The sequence below is a fragment of the Halomonas sp. H33-56 genome (genome assembly GCF_040147035.1).
GTDB classification, from domain to species: Bacteria; Pseudomonadota; Gammaproteobacteria; order Pseudomonadales; family Halomonadaceae; genus Halomonas; species Halomonas litopenaei.
On sequence record NZ_JAMSHP010000001.1, the window covers coordinates 809387 to 825326 of the forward strand.

Annotated in this window: 16 protein-coding genes; 10 read left to right on the forward strand and 6 right to left on the reverse strand. The window is 65.3% G+C overall.

What is annotated here, in order from left to right:
• Position 1 precedes the first annotated feature (1 nt).
• Complete coding sequence (gene rloA3 / locus NFH98_RS03715; RefSeq protein WP_045992177.1) at positions 2-580, forward strand: retropepsin-like aspartic peptidase RloA3; 579 nt, start codon at positions 2-4, stop codon at positions 578-580.
• 182 nt (positions 581-762) lie between these two features.
• Here the strand turns inward: rloA3 and NFH98_RS03720 are convergent, their stop codons facing one another.
• Positions 763-1476 (reverse strand): 16S rRNA (uracil(1498)-N(3))-methyltransferase, encoded by a 714-nt coding sequence (locus NFH98_RS03720; protein ID WP_045992123.1) that lies wholly within the window; start codon positions 1474-1476, stop codon positions 763-765.
• A 119-nt stretch (positions 1477-1595) separates the two neighbouring features.
• On the opposite strand from NFH98_RS03720, the gene phaR reads away from it, so the two are divergent.
• The 4 genes from phaR to NFH98_RS03740 all read left to right on the forward strand — a co-directional run bounded on the left by phaR (position 1596) and on the right by NFH98_RS03740 (position 4825).
• The gene (gene phaR, locus NFH98_RS03725; protein ID WP_045992122.1) at positions 1596-2069 is read left to right on the forward strand and encodes a polyhydroxyalkanoate synthesis repressor PhaR; all 474 of its coding nucleotides are present in this window, start codon (positions 1596-1598) and stop codon (positions 2067-2069) included.
• Between the two features lie 102 nt (positions 2070-2171).
• On the forward strand, positions 2172-3455 hold the full coding sequence (gene purD / locus NFH98_RS03730; protein ID WP_045992121.1) for a phosphoribosylamine--glycine ligase: 1284 nt from the start codon (positions 2172-2174) through the stop codon (positions 3453-3455).
• Between the two features lie 63 nt (positions 3456-3518).
• Complete coding sequence (locus tag NFH98_RS03735) at positions 3519-3953, forward strand: acyl-CoA thioesterase (protein WP_045992120.1); 435 nt, start codon at positions 3519-3521, stop codon at positions 3951-3953.
• Positions 3953-4825 carry a phosphoribulokinase gene (locus NFH98_RS03740; RefSeq protein WP_045992119.1) on the forward strand — a complete coding sequence of 291 codons (873 nt, stop codon included), beginning with the start codon at positions 3953-3955 and terminating at the stop codon, positions 4823-4825. The genes NFH98_RS03735 and NFH98_RS03740 overlap by 1 nt, the downstream gene beginning before the upstream one ends.
• On the opposite strand, the gene NFH98_RS03745 is transcribed toward NFH98_RS03740, so the two are convergent.
• On the reverse strand, positions 4795-5787 hold the full coding sequence (locus NFH98_RS03745) for a DMT family transporter (RefSeq protein WP_349622238.1): 993 nt from the start codon (positions 5785-5787) through the stop codon (positions 4795-4797). The genes NFH98_RS03740 and NFH98_RS03745 overlap by 31 nt on opposite strands.
• Positions 5788-5902: 115 nt before the next feature.
• Here NFH98_RS03745 and NFH98_RS03750 point away from each other — a divergent pair, with 115 nt between their 5' ends.
• Positions 5903-7330 carry an aminotransferase-like domain-containing protein gene (locus NFH98_RS03750; RefSeq protein WP_108448063.1) on the forward strand — a complete coding sequence of 476 codons (1428 nt, stop codon included), beginning with the start codon at positions 5903-5905 and terminating at the stop codon, positions 7328-7330.
• Between the two features lie 43 nt (positions 7331-7373).
• Here NFH98_RS03750 and NFH98_RS03755 read toward each other — a convergent pair whose 3' ends face one another.
• Positions 7374-8618, reverse strand: coding sequence for a cation:proton antiporter (locus NFH98_RS03755; RefSeq protein ID WP_045992117.1), 1245 nt, complete (start codon positions 8616-8618; stop codon positions 7374-7376).
• 222 nt (positions 8619-8840) lie between these two features.
• Between NFH98_RS03755 and NFH98_RS03760 the strand changes: the two genes are divergently transcribed.
• Entirely contained in the window at positions 8841-9182 is a 342-nt protein-coding gene (locus NFH98_RS03760) for a histidine triad nucleotide-binding protein (RefSeq protein WP_045992116.1), read from the forward strand.
• A gap of 373 nt (positions 9183-9555) precedes the next feature.
• Positions 9556-10200, forward strand: a complete 645-nt coding sequence (coq7, locus tag NFH98_RS03765) for a 2-polyprenyl-3-methyl-6-methoxy-1,4-benzoquinone monooxygenase (RefSeq protein WP_108131334.1) — start codon at positions 9556-9558, stop codon at positions 10198-10200.
• Positions 10201-10337: 137 nt separating this feature from the next.
• Here the strand turns inward: coq7 and NFH98_RS03770 are convergent, their stop codons facing one another.
• The 3 genes from NFH98_RS03770 to NFH98_RS03780 all read right to left on the reverse strand — a co-directional run bounded on the left by NFH98_RS03770 (position 10338) and on the right by NFH98_RS03780 (position 12560).
• Positions 10338-10757: an OsmC family protein gene (locus tag NFH98_RS03770; protein WP_045991845.1), complete on the reverse strand. Its 420-nt coding sequence runs from the start codon at positions 10755-10757 to the stop codon at positions 10338-10340.
• An 88-nt stretch (positions 10758-10845) separates the two neighbouring features.
• Positions 10846-11523 carry an N-acetylmuramate alpha-1-phosphate uridylyltransferase MurU gene (murU, locus tag NFH98_RS03775; protein WP_349622239.1) on the reverse strand — a complete coding sequence of 226 codons (678 nt, stop codon included), beginning with the start codon at positions 11521-11523 and terminating at the stop codon, positions 10846-10848.
• Complete coding sequence (locus NFH98_RS03780; RefSeq protein ID WP_045991847.1) at positions 11520-12560, reverse strand: aminoglycoside phosphotransferase family protein; 1041 nt, start codon at positions 12558-12560, stop codon at positions 11520-11522. Before NFH98_RS03780 ends, murU begins: the two co-directional genes overlap by 4 nt.
• Positions 12561-12748: 188 nt before the next feature.
• Here NFH98_RS03780 and NFH98_RS03785 point away from each other — a divergent pair, with 188 nt between their 5' ends.
• Positions 12749-15211, forward strand: a complete 2463-nt coding sequence (locus NFH98_RS03785) for an LPS-assembly protein LptD (protein WP_045991848.1) — start codon at positions 12749-12751, stop codon at positions 15209-15211.
• A gap of 71 nt (positions 15212-15282) precedes the next feature.
• Positions 15283-15930: a SurA N-terminal domain-containing protein gene (locus NFH98_RS03790; protein WP_253555377.1), complete on the forward strand. Its 648-nt coding sequence runs from the start codon at positions 15283-15285 to the stop codon at positions 15928-15930.
• Positions 15931-15940: the final 10 nt, after the last annotated feature.

The window sequence follows — 15940 nt, forward strand, 5'->3', positions numbered from 1 at the left end:
GATGGCGCTGGCGGCGCTTCCCCTGTGCATGGCGCCGGCCGGCGGCGCCCTGGCCGATGACGGCCCTGACGTCTTTGGCTGGGTCGAGATGGCGACCCTGGAGCCCTGGGACGTCGAAGTGAAGGCAAAGCTGGACAGCGGGGCGCTGACGTCTTCGCTGGATGCCCGGGATATCGAGCGCTTCGACAAGGAAGGCGAACCCTGGGTGCGTTTCGCCCTCGAGCTCGAGGACGAGGAGACCGGTGAAACCTTCAAGAAGCAGCTCGAGCGCCCGCTCTATCGCGACATGACGGTGCGCGGCGCCGGCGGTCGCGACGAGCGCCTGGTGGTGTTGATGGAGGTGTGCATGGGGGACACCATCCACGAGGAGCAGTTCAGCCTGCGCAACCGGGAAGAGATGAACTACCCGATGCTGCTGGGTCGCCGTACCATCGGTGAGCTCGGGCTGCTGGACGTGCGCGAGACCTTCATGATCGAGCCGAGTTGCGACGAGAACTCTCCGGTCATCGAGCATGAGGGAGAGGGCGAGTACGGCACCAACAAGGATGACGGTGCCGATGACGAGGACAGCGAGAGCTGATACGTCGATGGCACCGCTGGTGTGGTCTACAGGGTTGGCCTAGGCGCTGTCCGAAAAGTCGACGAGCGAAGGTTAGACAAGGCAAAAATCGGTGAGAAAGCGCAGTTTACGGGGTGTAAATGAGCATTTTGATCCGATTTTTAACGCCGTATTACCGAGCGCAGGCACTTTTCAGACAAGCCCTAGAACAGCCTGGACAGTAGCGCGGTCACCGCGGTTTCTACCCGCAGGATGCGCTCGCCCAGGTGGATGCCCTCGCAGCCTGCCGCCAGCATCTGTTCCACCTCCCATTCGATGAAGCCGCCCTCGGGGCCGACCAGCAGGGTCACAGGCTCGGTCAGGCCTCGAGGGCAGGCAGTCGCCATCCCGGGGTGCGCCAACAGGCCCCGCCGTCCTTCCAGCAGGGACGGCAGACGGTCCTCGACGAAGGGCCGAAAGCCCCGCGCCGTGTCCACCACCGGCAGCGCAGTATCGCGGGCCTGCTCCAGGCCAAGCACCAGGTGCTGGTGGATCTTGGCGGGATCGAGTTCGGGGGACTGCCAGTAGCTCTTCTCCACCCTGCGGCTATGCAGCAACGTGATGCGCTTCACCCCCAGCGCGGTGGCATGCTCTATGCTTCTTGCCAGCATGCGTGGGCGAGGCAGCGCCAGCACCAGGTGCACCGGTAGCGCCGCGGGCGGAGCCTGATCGAGCCCGGAAACGTCGAAGCAGGCCTCATCGTCGGTCAGCGACACGAGCTGACCGCGGCCCAGCGGGCCGTTCTCCAGTCCCAGGGTCATCACGTCGCCCTGGCGGGCGCGGTGGACCTGGCGCAGGTGGGCCAGGCGCCGGGGGTCGCGGACCCGTGCCAACCCGGCGTCATCGACGTCGTTCCGGGTGAGAAGTATCAGATTCATGGAGCCTCGAGTACCGGTTTGTCTTGCAAGGGCCGTGTCGCGGTGCAAAATGGATGCGAACGAAGCCGAGGATCTGCAGCTGCAGTCCCTGGGCTTCCCACGAACAAAGGAGCAGCGCCGTGCGCGTGATTCGCAAGTATGCCAATCGCCGGCTCTATGATACCGAACAGAGCCGCTATGTAACGCTCGAGGATCTACGAAGCCTGATTCTCGAGGAAGTGCCTTTCCGTGTGGAAGATGCCAAGAGTGGCGAGGACCTGACGCGTACCATTCTGCTGTCGATCATCATCGAGCAGGAGCAGGCCGACAGCGACGCCGAGGTGTTCTCCAATGACCTGCTGCAACAGCTGATTCGGGTGTACGCCATGTCTCAGCCGCTGCCCCTGGCGCGCTACCTGGAGCAGGGCACCCGGTTGATGATGGAGCAGCAGAAGAAGATGCAGGATCAGTGGCAGCAGGCCATGCGGCATTCGCCGATGGAGCTGATGCGCGAGCTGGCCGAGGAAAACATGCGTTTCTGGCAGAACACCATCAGCCAGGGCGGAACCAGCCAGGGCGGGACCACCAAGGATGACGACGAGCGTTCCTCCTGACCCTCCCACGCCCGGCTCTGATGGAGAGAGGCCAGGAGGGCGAGAGCGGGCTTTTTCTGCCATAATGCCGCCTCATTTGGTACTCGAAAGGTAGTTGAGCGGATGAAGGTCCTGATCATCGGCGGCGGTGGCCGCGAACATGCCCTGGCCTGGAAGGTCGCCCAGTCGTCCAGCGTCTCCTCGGTCTTCGTGGCGCCAGGCAATGCCGGCACCGCACGGGAGGCGGGACTGACCAACGTCGATATCGCGGTATCCGACCTCGACGGGCTGGTGGACTTTGCCCGGCGCGAGAGCGTCGGCCTGACCATCGTGGGCCCCGAGGCGCCGCTGGTCGAGGGAGTGGTGGATCGTTTTCGTGACGCCGGGCTCGCGATCTTCGGCCCGACCCAGGGCGCTGCCCAGCTCGAGGGGTCCAAGTCCTTTACCAAGGACTTTCTGGCTCGCCACGCCATTCCCACCGCTGACTACAGCACCTTCACCGCCGTGGAACCGGCGCTGGCCTATCTGCGGGACAAGGGCGCACCCATCGTCATCAAGGCCGACGGCCTGGCGGCGGGCAAGGGCGTCATCGTGGCCATGACCGAGGCCGAGGCCGAGGCGGCGGTTCGCGACATGCTCGAAGACAACGCCTTCGGTGATGCCGGTGCTCGTGTCGTGATCGAGGAATTCCTCGAAGGTGAGGAAGCCAGCTTTATCGTCATGGTGGATGGCGAGTCCATCGTGCCCATGGCCACCAGCCAGGACCACAAGCGGGTGGGCGAGGGCGACACCGGCCCCAACACCGGCGGCATGGGCGCCTATTCGCCAGCACCTGTGGTCACCGACAGCGTCTACCAGCGCATCATGGACGAGGTGATTCGCCCCACGGTGCGTGGCATGGCCGACGAAGGGCATCCTTATACCGGCTTCCTCTACGCCGGGCTGATGATCACCGACGCGGGTGAACCCAAGGTGATCGAGTACAACTGCCGCTTCGGCGACCCCGAAACCCAGCCGATCATGATGCGCCTGCAGAGCGATCTGGCCGAGCTGTGTCTGGCCGGCGCCGAGGGTCGCCTGTCCGGTCACGATTGCCGCTGGGACCCGCGTCCGGCCATCGGTGTGGTGATGGCCGCCGAAGGCTACCCCGGCAGCTACCGCAAGGGCGACGTGATCAGCGGAGGCGACAGTGCCGAGGCCCTGGGCGTCAAGGTCTTCCACGCCGGCACCGCGGAAAAGGATGGCCAGGTGGTCACCTCCGGCGGACGAGTGTTGTGCGTGACCGCCCTCGGTCAGGATCTTGGCGAGGCTCGGGAGCTGGCCTACCGCGGGGTCAAGACGGTGAGTTTCGAAGGCGCCTTCTGGCGTTCGGACATCGCCCACCGCGCCATGGCCCGGCAGTCCTGATCGTCGGGTACCGGTCTGGCTTGCCCCATGGTACTGACCAACAATAATCAGCAAGGAGCGAGCATGGAACGCGTCAAACTGGAGTTTCCCGAGCAGGCGATCGTCCACCGTCATGGTTTGACGGTGCGCGTGACCGACATGAACTACGGGCACCATCTGGGCCATGACGCCGTGATTTCGCTGTTGCACGAGGCCAGGGCGGCCGCCCTGGCCCATCTCGGGCTTCACGAAGGTGACATGGGAGGCTATCCCAGTGTCGCCGCTGACCTGGCGGTGCAGTACCAGGCCGAGTCTCGTTGGCCGGATGCCTTGACGGTCGAGACCGCCATCCCCGAACCGGCGCGCAAGGCCATCACGGTCTACCATCGCATGCGTCGCGACAGCGACCAGCGGATAGTGGCGACTGCCAGGCTCAACCTGATGGTGGTCGACCCCCAGGCAGGGCGTGCGGTGGCGGTGCCCGAAGCGGTACGTGACGCCCTGGCGAGGGCTGGCTGATGTCGAGGGAGTATCCAGTCATCGCGGTCACCGGCTCGTCCGGTGCCGGCACCACTACGGTCAAGCGTACCTTCGAGCGCATGTTCGCCCGGGAAGATGTCCATGCCGCCTTCGTCGATGGTGACGCCTTCCATCGCTACACCCGCCAGGAGATGGCGCGGATCTTTCGCGAGGAGCCCGAGCGCAAGGATGAGCTGTCCCACTTTGCGGTGGAGGCCAACCTGCTCGATCGCCTGGAGACGCTGTTCCAGGAGTACGGTGACAGCGGCGCCGGGACCTTCCGGCACTATATCCACGCCGAAGACAAGAAGATGATCGAGGCCGGCTACCAGGTCGGCACCTTCACCGAATGGCAGCCGCTGCCCACCGGTACCGACCTGCTGTTCTACGAGGGTCTGCACGGTGGGCTGGTCACCAGTGAGGTGGACATCGCCCGCCACGTCGATCTGCTGGTGGGCGTCGCCCCGACCATGAACCTCGAGTGGATCCAGAAGATCGACCGCGACATGCATGCCCGCGGCTACACCCAGGAAGCGGTCATCGACACCATCCTGGGGCGCATGGATGACTACGTGCGCTACATCCTGCCGCAGTTCTCGCGTACCCATATCAACTTTCAGCGGGTGCCCACGGTAGATACCTCGAACCCCTTCGAGGTCCAGGATATCCCCACCGATGCCGAGTCCTTCGTGGTGATCCGGTTCCGCGATCCGTCCACCGTGGACTTTCCCTACCTGCTGGCGATGATTCAGGACGCCTTCATGAGTCGCCCCCACACCCTGGTGGTGCCCGGCTCTCGTCTATCCTTGGCGATGGAGCTGATCCTCGGTCCGCTGGTGCGTCATCTGCTGGCCCAACGACGTTTTCGTTGAGCTGCCGCACCGTTGATGCCGGCTTCGTCTGACTGACAGGTCGGGATCGACGGCACCGGAGCTGGTGTGGCGAAGCGTTTTGCGCCGGCGACGCACACCACGACCGCGGCACAGGTGGCGAGCATCGCCACGCTGATCGACTCGTTCAACAACCAGGCCGCCAGGCCAAGCCCGAGAAACGGCTGCAGCAACTGTAGCTGACTCACCGCGGCCACCCCACCGAGCGCCAGGCCGCGATACCAGAAGATGAAGCCAATCAGCATGCTGAACAGCGATACATAGCCCAGCGACCACCAGGCGGCGCTGCCGATACCCTGCAGGGTCAGCGGTTGCGATGCGACCGCCAGAGGCAGCATCAACGGCAGGGTCAGGGTCAGCGCCCAGCAGATCACCCGCCAGCCTTGCAGCCGTCTTGATAGTCGCGCGCCCTCGGCGTAACCGAGCCCGCAGACGGTCACGGCGGCCAGCATCAACAGATCGCCGGTCAAGGAGGCGCTGCCAGGCTGGCCGAGCGCGAAGCCTGCGACCAGCGCAGCACCGCTCAACGAGCAGGCCCAGAACGCCGGGCGGGGCCTGTCGCCGGTACGCAGCACCCCGAACAGCGCGGTAGCCATCGGCAGCAGGCCGATATAGACCAGCGAGTGCGCTGCGCTGACGTGCTCCAGCGCCATGGCGGTCAGCAGTGGAAACCCCACCACCACGCAGGCGGCAACCAGCCCCAGTGATGCAAGCTCATCGGTCCGCGGCCGGCGTCCCTTCAGGCACGCCAGCAATACCACCGCCACCAGTCCCGCCAGGCTGGCCCTGGAAAAGGTCAGAAACAGCGGATCGAAGGCCCTCACCGCCACCCGGGTGGCGGGCAATGAACCGCTGAAGATGGCCATGCCGAGGGCGCCGCAGGCCCAGCCCTTGCCAAGGTCCGGGCGGTGTGTCGGGTTCAATGGTCGGTGTCGTGAGGGCATCTGCGCGAACTCCGTGGCGGGTCAGTAGCGCCTAGGGTGAAGGGCGTGCGCTGGTGCAGCCAGAGACGGTGCAGTACAGTTTTGACAAACTGTCATGGTGGAGCCTCCAGTACAGATGAAGGCACAGGACATCGATCGTCGGGCGGGCATCAGCCTGGTCGAGCAGGTGGTAGCGCTGATCCAGCGCCGCATGGCCCAGCGTCAGCTGGCGCCAGGTGCGCGCCTGCCGTCGATTCGCGGCTTGGCTGAATCGCTCGGGGTGTCACGCTCCACCGTGGTCGAGGCCTACGATCGGCTGGTCGCCGAGGGCGCCATCCATTCCCGTCGCGGCGCCGGCTTTTTCGTCGGTGATCGCTTGCCGCCGCTGTCCCTGGCGGAGCTGGCGCCCCGTCGCGAGCGCGAAGTGGACCCGCTGTGGCTGACCCGCCAGGCGCTCGAGAGCGACCATTACCGGCTGAGGCCAGGCTGTGGCTGGCTGCCGGCAGAGTGGATGCCCCACGAGGAGATTCGCCGTGGGCTGAGGCAGTTGGCGAGGCGTTCCGGCGCTGTCGCCAGCCTGACCGACTATGCGTCGCCCCAGGGCCTGCAAGCACTGCGTCAGGTGCTGGCGCATCGCCTTACCGAGCGGGGGGTCGAGGCGGCGCCGTCCCAGATCCTGCTGACCGAGTCCGGCACCCAGGCCATCGATCTGTTGTGTCGGTTTCTGCTCGAGCCGGGCGACCGCGTGCTGGTCGATGACCCCTGCTATTTCAACTTTCATGCCCTGCTGCGTGCCCACCGGGTCAAGGTGGTGGGGGTGCCCTTCAGCCCTGCGGGGCCGGACCTATCGCGCCTTGCCGAGGCCCTCGAGCAGCATCGTCCGCGGCTCTATATCACCAACTCGGGGCTGCATAATCCAACCGGTGCCAGCCTGTCACTGGCGGTGGCCCACCGCGTGCTGCGCCTGGCCGAGCGTCACGACCTGCTGATCATCGAGGACGACATCTTCGCCGACTTCGAGCACCAGGCGTCACCACGCCTGGCGGCGCTGGACGGGCTCGAGCGGGTAATCCAGGTGGGCAGCTTCTCCAAGACCCTGTCGGCCTCGGTGCGCTGTGGCTATATCGCCATCCGCCCCGAGTGGTTCGAGGAGCTGGTCGACCTGAAGCTGGCGACCTCCTTTGGCGCCAGCGCGCTGTCGGCAGAGCTGGTGTTCCAGCTGGTCAGGGAAGGCGCCTATCGACGTCACCTCAACGTGCTCAGGACGCGCCTGGCAGACGCCATGGGACAGGTCATGCCGCGACTGCGCTCGGCGGGCCTGGAGCCCTGGGTGGAGCCCAGTGCGGGGCTCTTTCTGTGGACGCGACTGCCCGCGGGGCTCTGCGCCAAGGACGTGGCCAGAGCGGCGTTGGACGAGGATCTGGTACTGGCGCCTGGGGAGGTGTTCAGCCCGGAAACGGCGAACAGTCACTACCTGCGCTTCAATGTGGCGCAGTCGCTGGATGATGACGTCTTCAGGGCGCTGGACCGGGCCATGGAGCGGGCGGCCCGGGGCGGGGACTGACCTTCGTGGTGCCATGCCAGTCCCGCTCATCCTGGAGGGGGGGTCAGTGGCCGGGAGGCGCCTGCTTGACGGGGGCGTCCTTGGCGGCGCCAGAGCCGACAAAGCGCTGGGCCATGGGCTGGGCGCTGACGCCGTGCAGCACCACCGAGATCATGACCGTCAACACCACGCAGGCGAGGATCTCGTCGCTGCCGGGGATCGGGTACTGATCGTAGATCAGCAGTGCGAACAGGATGCTGGCCAACCCCCGAGGTCCGAACCAGCCGAGGAAGGTCTTTTCATAGGCGGACAAGCCGAGTCCGGTGAGCGATATCCAGATCGGAATCATGCGAATCACCGACAGGTACATCAGCGCCAGAGCAACGGTCTTCCAGGACGCATGCGAGAGGGCCAGCGGCACCATTACCGCACCGAAGATCAGGAAGGTGGCGATGGTCAAGAGCTGGCCCTCGCTCTCCATGAACTCCTCGATGAAGGTGGTGTCATGGCGTAGCTGGTTGCCGAAGGTCAGGCCGCCGAGGAACACCGCGATAAAGCCGTTGCCGCCGACGGTTTCGGCGACCAGATAGATCAGGAAGGCCAGCGCCAGAAACAGGATGCCCTGATAGATGACGGTGACGTAGCCGCGGTCGATGGCGGCGTCGAGCAGGCGGGCAAAGCCCCAGCCGAACAGCACCCCGACCAGCGGCCCGAGGGTCAGTTGCAGCAGGGCGAAGGTCCAGAGGTTGTTCGGGGCGTCGGCGACCTCGGTGCCGGTGGCCGCCACCGCCAGCAGTGCCGAGGCAAGAATCACGGGTACAGCCAGACCATCATTGAGCCCACTTTCGACGTTGATCGACTGGCGGATACGTTCCGGCACGCTGGGGCTCGATACCACCGCCTGGCCCAAGGCCGCGTCGGTCGGGGTAAGAATCGCCGCCACCAGCATGGCGGTGCCCCAGGCTGCTTCCGGCGAGACCCACTTGGCCATCAGCGTGCCCAGCAAGACCGTCAGGGGCATGCCGATCAACAGCATGCGCAGCGGAATCGCCAGGTTCTGGCGCAGAGACTTCAGCTTGACCACCGAGGCATCGGCGAACAGCACGATGATCAGGGTGATCTCGGCGATCACCTGGGTCAGCTCCTGCTGCATGTCCATGGGCACCAGGTCCGGCGTCAGCGCGCCCAGCCCCATCCCCGCGGCCATGAACACCATGGGCAGACTGATCAGCGAGGCCGAGATGCGCCGCGACAGCAGGGCAAAGGCGATGATGATCAGAAGGATCAGCAGCAGGGCGGTGTGATGCATGGCAGGCGACACTCCGAAAATGCATGGGAGCTACGGTTGTACCATAGCCGCAATGGCTTGGGGGGGCAGGCGAGCGCGATGACCAGAGATGCATAACTGGCGGTTTGGGAACGTTGCTCATGGGGCCTGGGTCAGTGATCGGGCGAGTCAGGGGACTGACAGCAGCCCTGTTGGCGGGTAATCTCGAAGACACCGTTTTTTCAGTGTGCCCCGGAGCCTGCCATGGATTGCCTGTTCTGCAAGATCATCAACCGCGAGATTCCCGCCGATATCGTCTACGAGGACGATCAGGTGCTGGCCTTCAACGATATCGATCCCAAGGCCCCGACCCATATGCTGGTCATCCCCAAGAAGCATATTGCCACCCTCAACGACATCACCGAGGAAGACCAGGCACTGGTGGGGCGCCTGCCGCTGACCGCCTCGCGTCTGGCCAAGGACCTCGGGTTTGCCGAAGACGGCTTCAGGGTGGTGATGAATTGCAATGAAGACGGCGGCCAGACGGTCTATCATATTCACATGCACGTGATGGGCGGTCGTCGCTTCACATGGCCGGCTGGCTAGCCGGCGCGCAACGGAGTCTCTTCCGGCAGTTCAAGCGCTCGACGCATCCGTGCATTCTCCGGCGTCGCCTGGTGTCCCCCAGGCGGCGCCGATCGCTTTTTGTTTCTAGGCGCAGCCGAGGGGCTGGTGCCCCATTTGAAAAGCCGGCGCCGATCGCTTTTGGTGTGTGTTGAGCGTCGAGGCGTCGCCGCCCTCAACATGAAGAACCGGCGCCGATCGCTTTTTGTTTCTAGGCGCTGCCGAGGGGCCGGTGCCCCATTTGAAAAGCCGGCGCTTGAGTGCCGCCGACGCTTGCGTAGAATAATCCCTTGATGCGAACGTTCATCGTTTCGCCCATGTTCGCTGGCTCACTTAGTCGTACAAGGATCGCGCCATGTCCCGCTCTCTCAGCCCCGCCGATCGGGCCATCCATCAGTTCGACAATGTATTGCGCACCCTGGTGCCGGGGGCGGCGCGGGCATCTCGGCCGACGCCCGCGGTCGATACGATCCATGACGGCGAAATGAGCCCGGATGAGCGCCATCACGCCGCCGGCCTGATGCGCATCAACCACACCGGCGAGGTATGCGCCCAGGCGCTGTACCAGGGCCAGGGCCTGACCGCCAAATTGCCGGAGGTGCGTGGCCAGATGGAGGAAGCCGCCCAGGAAGAGATCGATCACCTTGCCTGGTGCGAGGACCGGCTCAGGGAGTTGAATGCGCCCACCAGTCGACTCAATCCGCTGTTCTATGCGGCGTCCTTCGGCATGGGGGCGCTGGCGGGGGCGGTCGGCGATCGTGTCAGCCTGGGCTTTGTCGCCGCCACCGAGGAGCAGGTAGGCAAGCACCTGGACGAGCACCTCGAGACCTTGCCCGAAGGGGACAAGCGCTCCCGGGCGGTGCTCAGGCAGATGGCCATCGACGAGGCCCACCACGCCCAGCAGGCGCTGGAGGCTGGTGGCGCCAGGTTCCCTGGCCCGGTCAAGGCCGGCATGACGCTGATGTCCAGGGTGATGACCAAGAGCGTCTACCGCATCTGATCCTGTGCCGGTGGCCAGCGCCTGATGCTGCGATGGCCTCGCCCTCACGCAAAAGCCCCTGCCGATCGGCAGGGGCTTTTGCGTGAGGGTGGCTGTCGATCCGAGGCGCTCGCTGCTGCGCGGCGCTCGAAGCGGCCTCAGGACTCGACGATGGTGTAGGAATGGGTGACCTCGACGCCGCCCTTGGCCAGCATGATGGAGGCGCTGCAGTACTTGTCGGCGGAGAGTTCCACCGCGCGCTGGACCTGCTTTTCCTTGAGCCCCTTGCCGGTGACGGTGAAGTGCACGTGGATCCTGGTAAACACCGACGGCACGCTGTCGGCGCGTTCGGCCTCGATGTCGGCGACGCAGTCTTCCACCGGGGCGCGGGACTTCTCGAGGATCTCCAGCACGTCGAAGGAGGTGCAGGCGCCCATGCCCATCAGCAGCATCTCCATCGGGCGCGGCCCGGTGTTGCGGCCACCGTGATCGGGGGGGCCGTCGATGACCACGGCGTGGCCACTACCGGATTCGGCCACGAACTGACGGCCGTCGGTCCATTTGACGCTGGCTTTCATGGGGATTCCTTCTTTTTCTGCGATAGTGATGTCGATGTTTTTTGATGCGGTCTGCAGGATGCGGTCTGCAGGATGCAGCCGGACTCAATCAGCGTTCGCCAGGAGCGCCGCCGAGTCTGTGATTCAACGCCTCGAGGCGCTCGGGCGTACCCACGTCGACCCAGTCTCCCCGATGGTGGGTGCCGGCGACGAGGCCGCGGGCCATGGCCTCGCGAAGCAGTGGAGCGACAGGATAGCAGGGAGCGGGCAGGTCATTCACCAGACGCGGGTCGATCAGCGCTATCCCCGAGTAGGTCAACTTTGGCGAGCCGTCGCTCGAAACTCTGCCGCCGGCCGCCAGGTGGAAGTCGCCGTCCGGGTTGTGGACGGGGTTGTCGACCAGCACCAGATGGGCCAGATCGCCCTCCAGAGAGGGCAGGGCGCTGGGGTCGATGTCGCAGAAGGCATCGGCGCTGACCAGCACGAAGGGCTCCTCGCCGAGCAGTGGGCGAGCCTTGGCGATACCGCCGGCGGTCTCCAGCGGCTCGTCCTCGCGACTGTAGGCAATCGATACCCCGTAGCGTTCACCGTCGCCCAGGGTCTCGATAATCTGGTCGGCACGGTAGCTGACGTTGATCACCACCTGTTCGATACCGCAGCCGGCCAGGCGCCTGAGGTGGTGGCCAATCAGCGGTTCGCCGGCCACCGGCAACAGGGGTTTGGGGCAGTGGTCGGTCAGCGGCCGCATGCGTTTGCCGAGACCGGCGGCCAGGATCATGGCTTTCATGGGCGCACCTCTGCGACGCGGGCTTCGATCAGCGGGCGCAGGCTGTCTTCGACCCAGGCGCTGAAGTCGGCGTGTCCCGCGAGGCCCTCCAGCCCCTCGAGGCTGTCCTGAAGATGGGCAAGAAAGTGAGGTAGACGCGCCAGGTAGCCGTCGCGCTGGTCGCGCAGGGTCAGGCGACAGAAGATGCCGAGCACCTTGAGCGCACGCTGGGCAGCCATGGCATTGACCCAGCGCAGGAAACTGTCGCTATCTACCGAGTCAGACAGGCGCCCGTCGGCTATCGCGCGCTGGCGGAAAGCCTCGCTCCAGGCCGCCCGGGTGGCCGCATCGAAGCGCCGATAGCGCCCGTGCAACAGCGAGATCAGGTCATAGGTGATGGGGCCTGCCAGGGCGTCCTGGAAGTCGATCAACCACAGTTCGGCGGCGTGACGCATCAGGTTCATGGCATCGAAGTCGCGGTGCACGGTGACCACCGGCTGGGCCAGCGCCTGTTCGATCAGCGCCTGGCGCAGCGCAGGCCAGCCGGGAGGCTGGCCATCCAACTCCAGCCACTGGGCGAGGCACCAGTCGGGGAACAGGTCCAGCTCCCGGGCCAGCGTTACGGCGTCGTAGGGCGGCAGGCTATCGCTCGGAGCCTTCCGCTGAAGCTCCTCGAGCAGCGCGATGGCGGCGTCGAAATGGGCGTGGGTGGTGGCCTCGTCGGCACCGTCGAGGGCCAGGTGCAGCGGCTCGTCGCCGAGGTCCTCAAGCTCCACGAAGCCCTGGTCGGCGTCCACGGCATAGACCCGGGGTACCGGCAGGCCCGCTGCGTGCCAGTCACGGGCGATGGCGACGAAGGGGCCGACGTCCTCCTGGGGGGGTGGGGCGTCCATCAGCATGCGGGTCTCCCCACTTTCCAGGGTGAGGCGGTAGTAACGCCTGAAGCTGGCGTCGCCGGCGGCCAGCACGAGATCGCTCGAGCCCTCGATGGACGGGTGCTGTGCCTGTGCCCAAAGGCGCAGTTGCTCGAGTCGGCGGGGGCTTTCAGCCTGGGACATCGGGGGGAAAACTCCTGGTGGCGGCAGGGCGAAGGATGCCAATGTCGGTTGACGCTCCGTTGGCCTCACCGCATGCTGTGCATGGATCAAGGGCGGCCGTGGCGCGAATCTCGTTGGTACAGATCGGCGTTACAGGTCGGCCGCGGCCTGTATAATACCGATTCACCCCGTCGAGGACAGCGTGCAACATGGCCAAGCGATACGCATGGACGGCCCTGGCGGGCCTCGCCACCACCAGTCTGGTGTCGTCCCCCCTGTGGGCGGCCCCACCTGAACCCCTGCCGGCAAGCCAGATGGATTGGCAGCCCTGGGGCGATGACCGTCCCGCCGGGACGGTGTGCCGAGGCTACTACGTTCAGCCCGAATACCGCCTTCCTGCGCCGGCCATCGATGGCCAGGTCAACAGCGAATCCAACACCGCCAACTACGGCACCGACGGTGACACCGTGCTCGACGGTGAAGTGGTGCTGCGCAAGGGCGATACCCAGCTCGAGGCAACCCGGGTGCAGGTACCACCGGAGCGTGACCTGGCCAACGCCAGTGGTCCCCTGACCCTGCGCGACAAGGGCCTGCTGGTGCGCGGTGACAGCGCCGAGGTGTCGCTGAACAGCGACCAGGCCACCATCGATTCGGCCCACTACGTGGCCCACGAGTCGCGCCTGCGCGGCGATGCCATCCAGCTCGAGCGAGTCAGTGACAACGTCTTTCGTTTGCGCGAGGCCAGCTTCACCACCTGTGAGCCTGGCGACAGCACCTGGCGCCTGATCGGCAACGATATTCTGCTGGATCGCAATCAGGGCTACGGTACCGCCAAGCATGCCCGCCTGGAGGTAGGCGATGTGCCGGTGTTCTACTGGCCCTGGGTGCGCTTTCCCATCGACGAGCGGCGCCAGACAGGCTTCCTGTGGCCGACCATCGGCGTCTCCGACGGTGGTGTCGACTACGCACAGCCCTTCTATCTGAATCTGGCGCCCAACTATGACGCCACCATCACCCCGCGCTGGATCGACGACAGCGGGTTACTGATGGGGGCGGAGTTCCGTTACCTGTTTCCCACCGATCAGGGCACTCTGGAAGGCGCCTACATCGGTGACGACGAGTCCGCCGGAGATGACGACTCCACCACCGAGCTCGAGAACGGCGACGAACGCTGGTACTTCGACTACAGCCATTACGGGCGCTTCAGCTCGCGCGTTCCCTACCGGCTGCGCTATGGCGCCGCCAGTGACGGCCGCTATTTCGATGACTTCGGGCGTACCTTTGGTGAGACCGATACCAGCAACATGGCGCGTCTGGCCCAGATCGACTACCTCGGCGACACCTGGAACCTCCAGGCCAAGGCCCAGGGCTATCAGCTGCTGGACGATCCGGTCGACGAAGGCGACAAGCCCTTCTACCGGCTGCCGAGCCTGACCGCCAACGGCCGCTGGTCCCAGGACCTCGGCTTCTATCAGGAGTGGAACTCCAACGCCACCTACTTCTGGCGCGATATCGAGGGCGACGAGAACGGCTTCTACGACTACGAGGATACCCAGCGCCGCATCCCGCTCAGGGAAGACGTCAAGGGCGCCCGCCTGGATCTGGCGCCGGCGGTGGGCTACCGCTTCGAGCCGAGCTGGGGCTTCTTCGAACCCCGCGTGGCGCTGCAGCACACGAGCTATGACCTCGACTATGACGAGCGCATCACCGACAACAGCGAGAGCCCGACGCTGACCGCACCGGTGACCACCATCGACGCCGGGCTGATCTTCGAGCGCGACTTCGCCTTTGGCGGTGACGACTGGCGCCAGACCCTCGAGCCACGCCTCAACTACGCCTACGTACCGGAGCGCGACCAGAGCGACTTCCCCGACTTCGACACCGAGGAGCTGGCGTTCTCGTGGGGCCAGCTGTGGTCGCCGTACCGCTTCTCCGGCGGCGATCGTCTGGGTGACCTGAACCGTTTGTCCTACGGCGTGGAAAGCCGCTTCCTCGAAGACCAGAGCGGCCGCGAGCGGTTGTCTGTGGGGGTCGGGCAGTCGGCCTACTTCGAGGACCGCAATATCGATATGGCCGGTGATCCCGACACCTTGCCCGGTGATGAGGAGTCCTTCGACTACTACGAAGCCACCCGCGATCGTTCGCCCTGGGTGACCCGAATCAACTGGCAGATCACCGACAATTGGAGCACCCGCTGGCAGTGGCTCTACGACGACGAGGAGAGTCGCACCGAGAGCACCGGCCTCGGCGTGCAGTACCGTGCCGACGCCGGTCACGTGCTCAACCTGGGCTACCGCTGGGAGATCGAAGGCTTCGACAACGCCGACGATGACGATGACGTTCGCAACTACAACCGCGAAGAGTACGACATGTCCTTCGCCTACAAGGCGACGGATCGTTTCGACGTCATCGGCCGGGTGCTCTACGACAACACCAACGACCGTGCCCTCGACCAGATGGCGGGTGTGCAGTGGAACGACTGCTGTTATGGTGTGCAGGTCGTGTGGCGCGAGTGGATCGAGGACGAGGACACCGCCAACAACATCGAGGACGACACCACGGATCGCGGGCTCTTCCTGCGCTTTGTGCTCAAGGGCTTCGGTGGCATCGGTGGCGACGCGGACACCTACTTCCAGTCTGCGGTGCCCGGTTACCGTCCCGGCCTGAACTAAATACCCTGGCGTATCCCCAACGGCGAGCACGAGACGTGCTCGCCGCATCGAATCTGAGTGAACGAGGAAGCATGACTATGCGTAGCCGACCCCTTGCCGCCCTGGCGATGGCCGCCTGCCTGGCACTGACCACCGTGGCGGCCCACGCCCAGGATGGTTACCGCCAGCCGCTGGATCGGATCGTCGCCGTGGTCAACGAGGACGCCATCATGGCCTCCCAGCTCGATGACCGTGTCGAGCAGGCCATGGCCAGACTGCGCGCCAGCGACATGGACACTCCTCCGGAGCAGGCCCTGCGTGAGCAGATTCTGGACCGCATGATCGTCGAGGAGATCGAGGTGCAGATGGCCGAGCGCATGAACCTGAGCGTCGACGATACCGAGCTCAATCGTCAGGTGCGCGCCGTGGCCAACCAGAACGGTGTCAGCCTGGAGCAGTTCGCCGATCGGCTCGAGTCCCAGGGCATGAGCCTGTCCCAGGTGCGTGATCAGATCCGTCGCGAGATGCTGATCATGAAGGTCCAGCAGGCCCAGGTGTCCAGCCGGATCAACATCTCCGAGTCCGAGGTCGAGCGCTATCTGCAGCAGCAAGGCGTCGGTACCAGCCGCGAGGAGGCGCGCCAGGCGATCTTCCAGCGCAAGGCCGGCGATGAACTCGAGAAGTGGGTTCAGGAAATTCGCGGCGAGGCCTTCGTCGAGAAGCGCCTGAACCAGGGCTGATGTCGCAGCG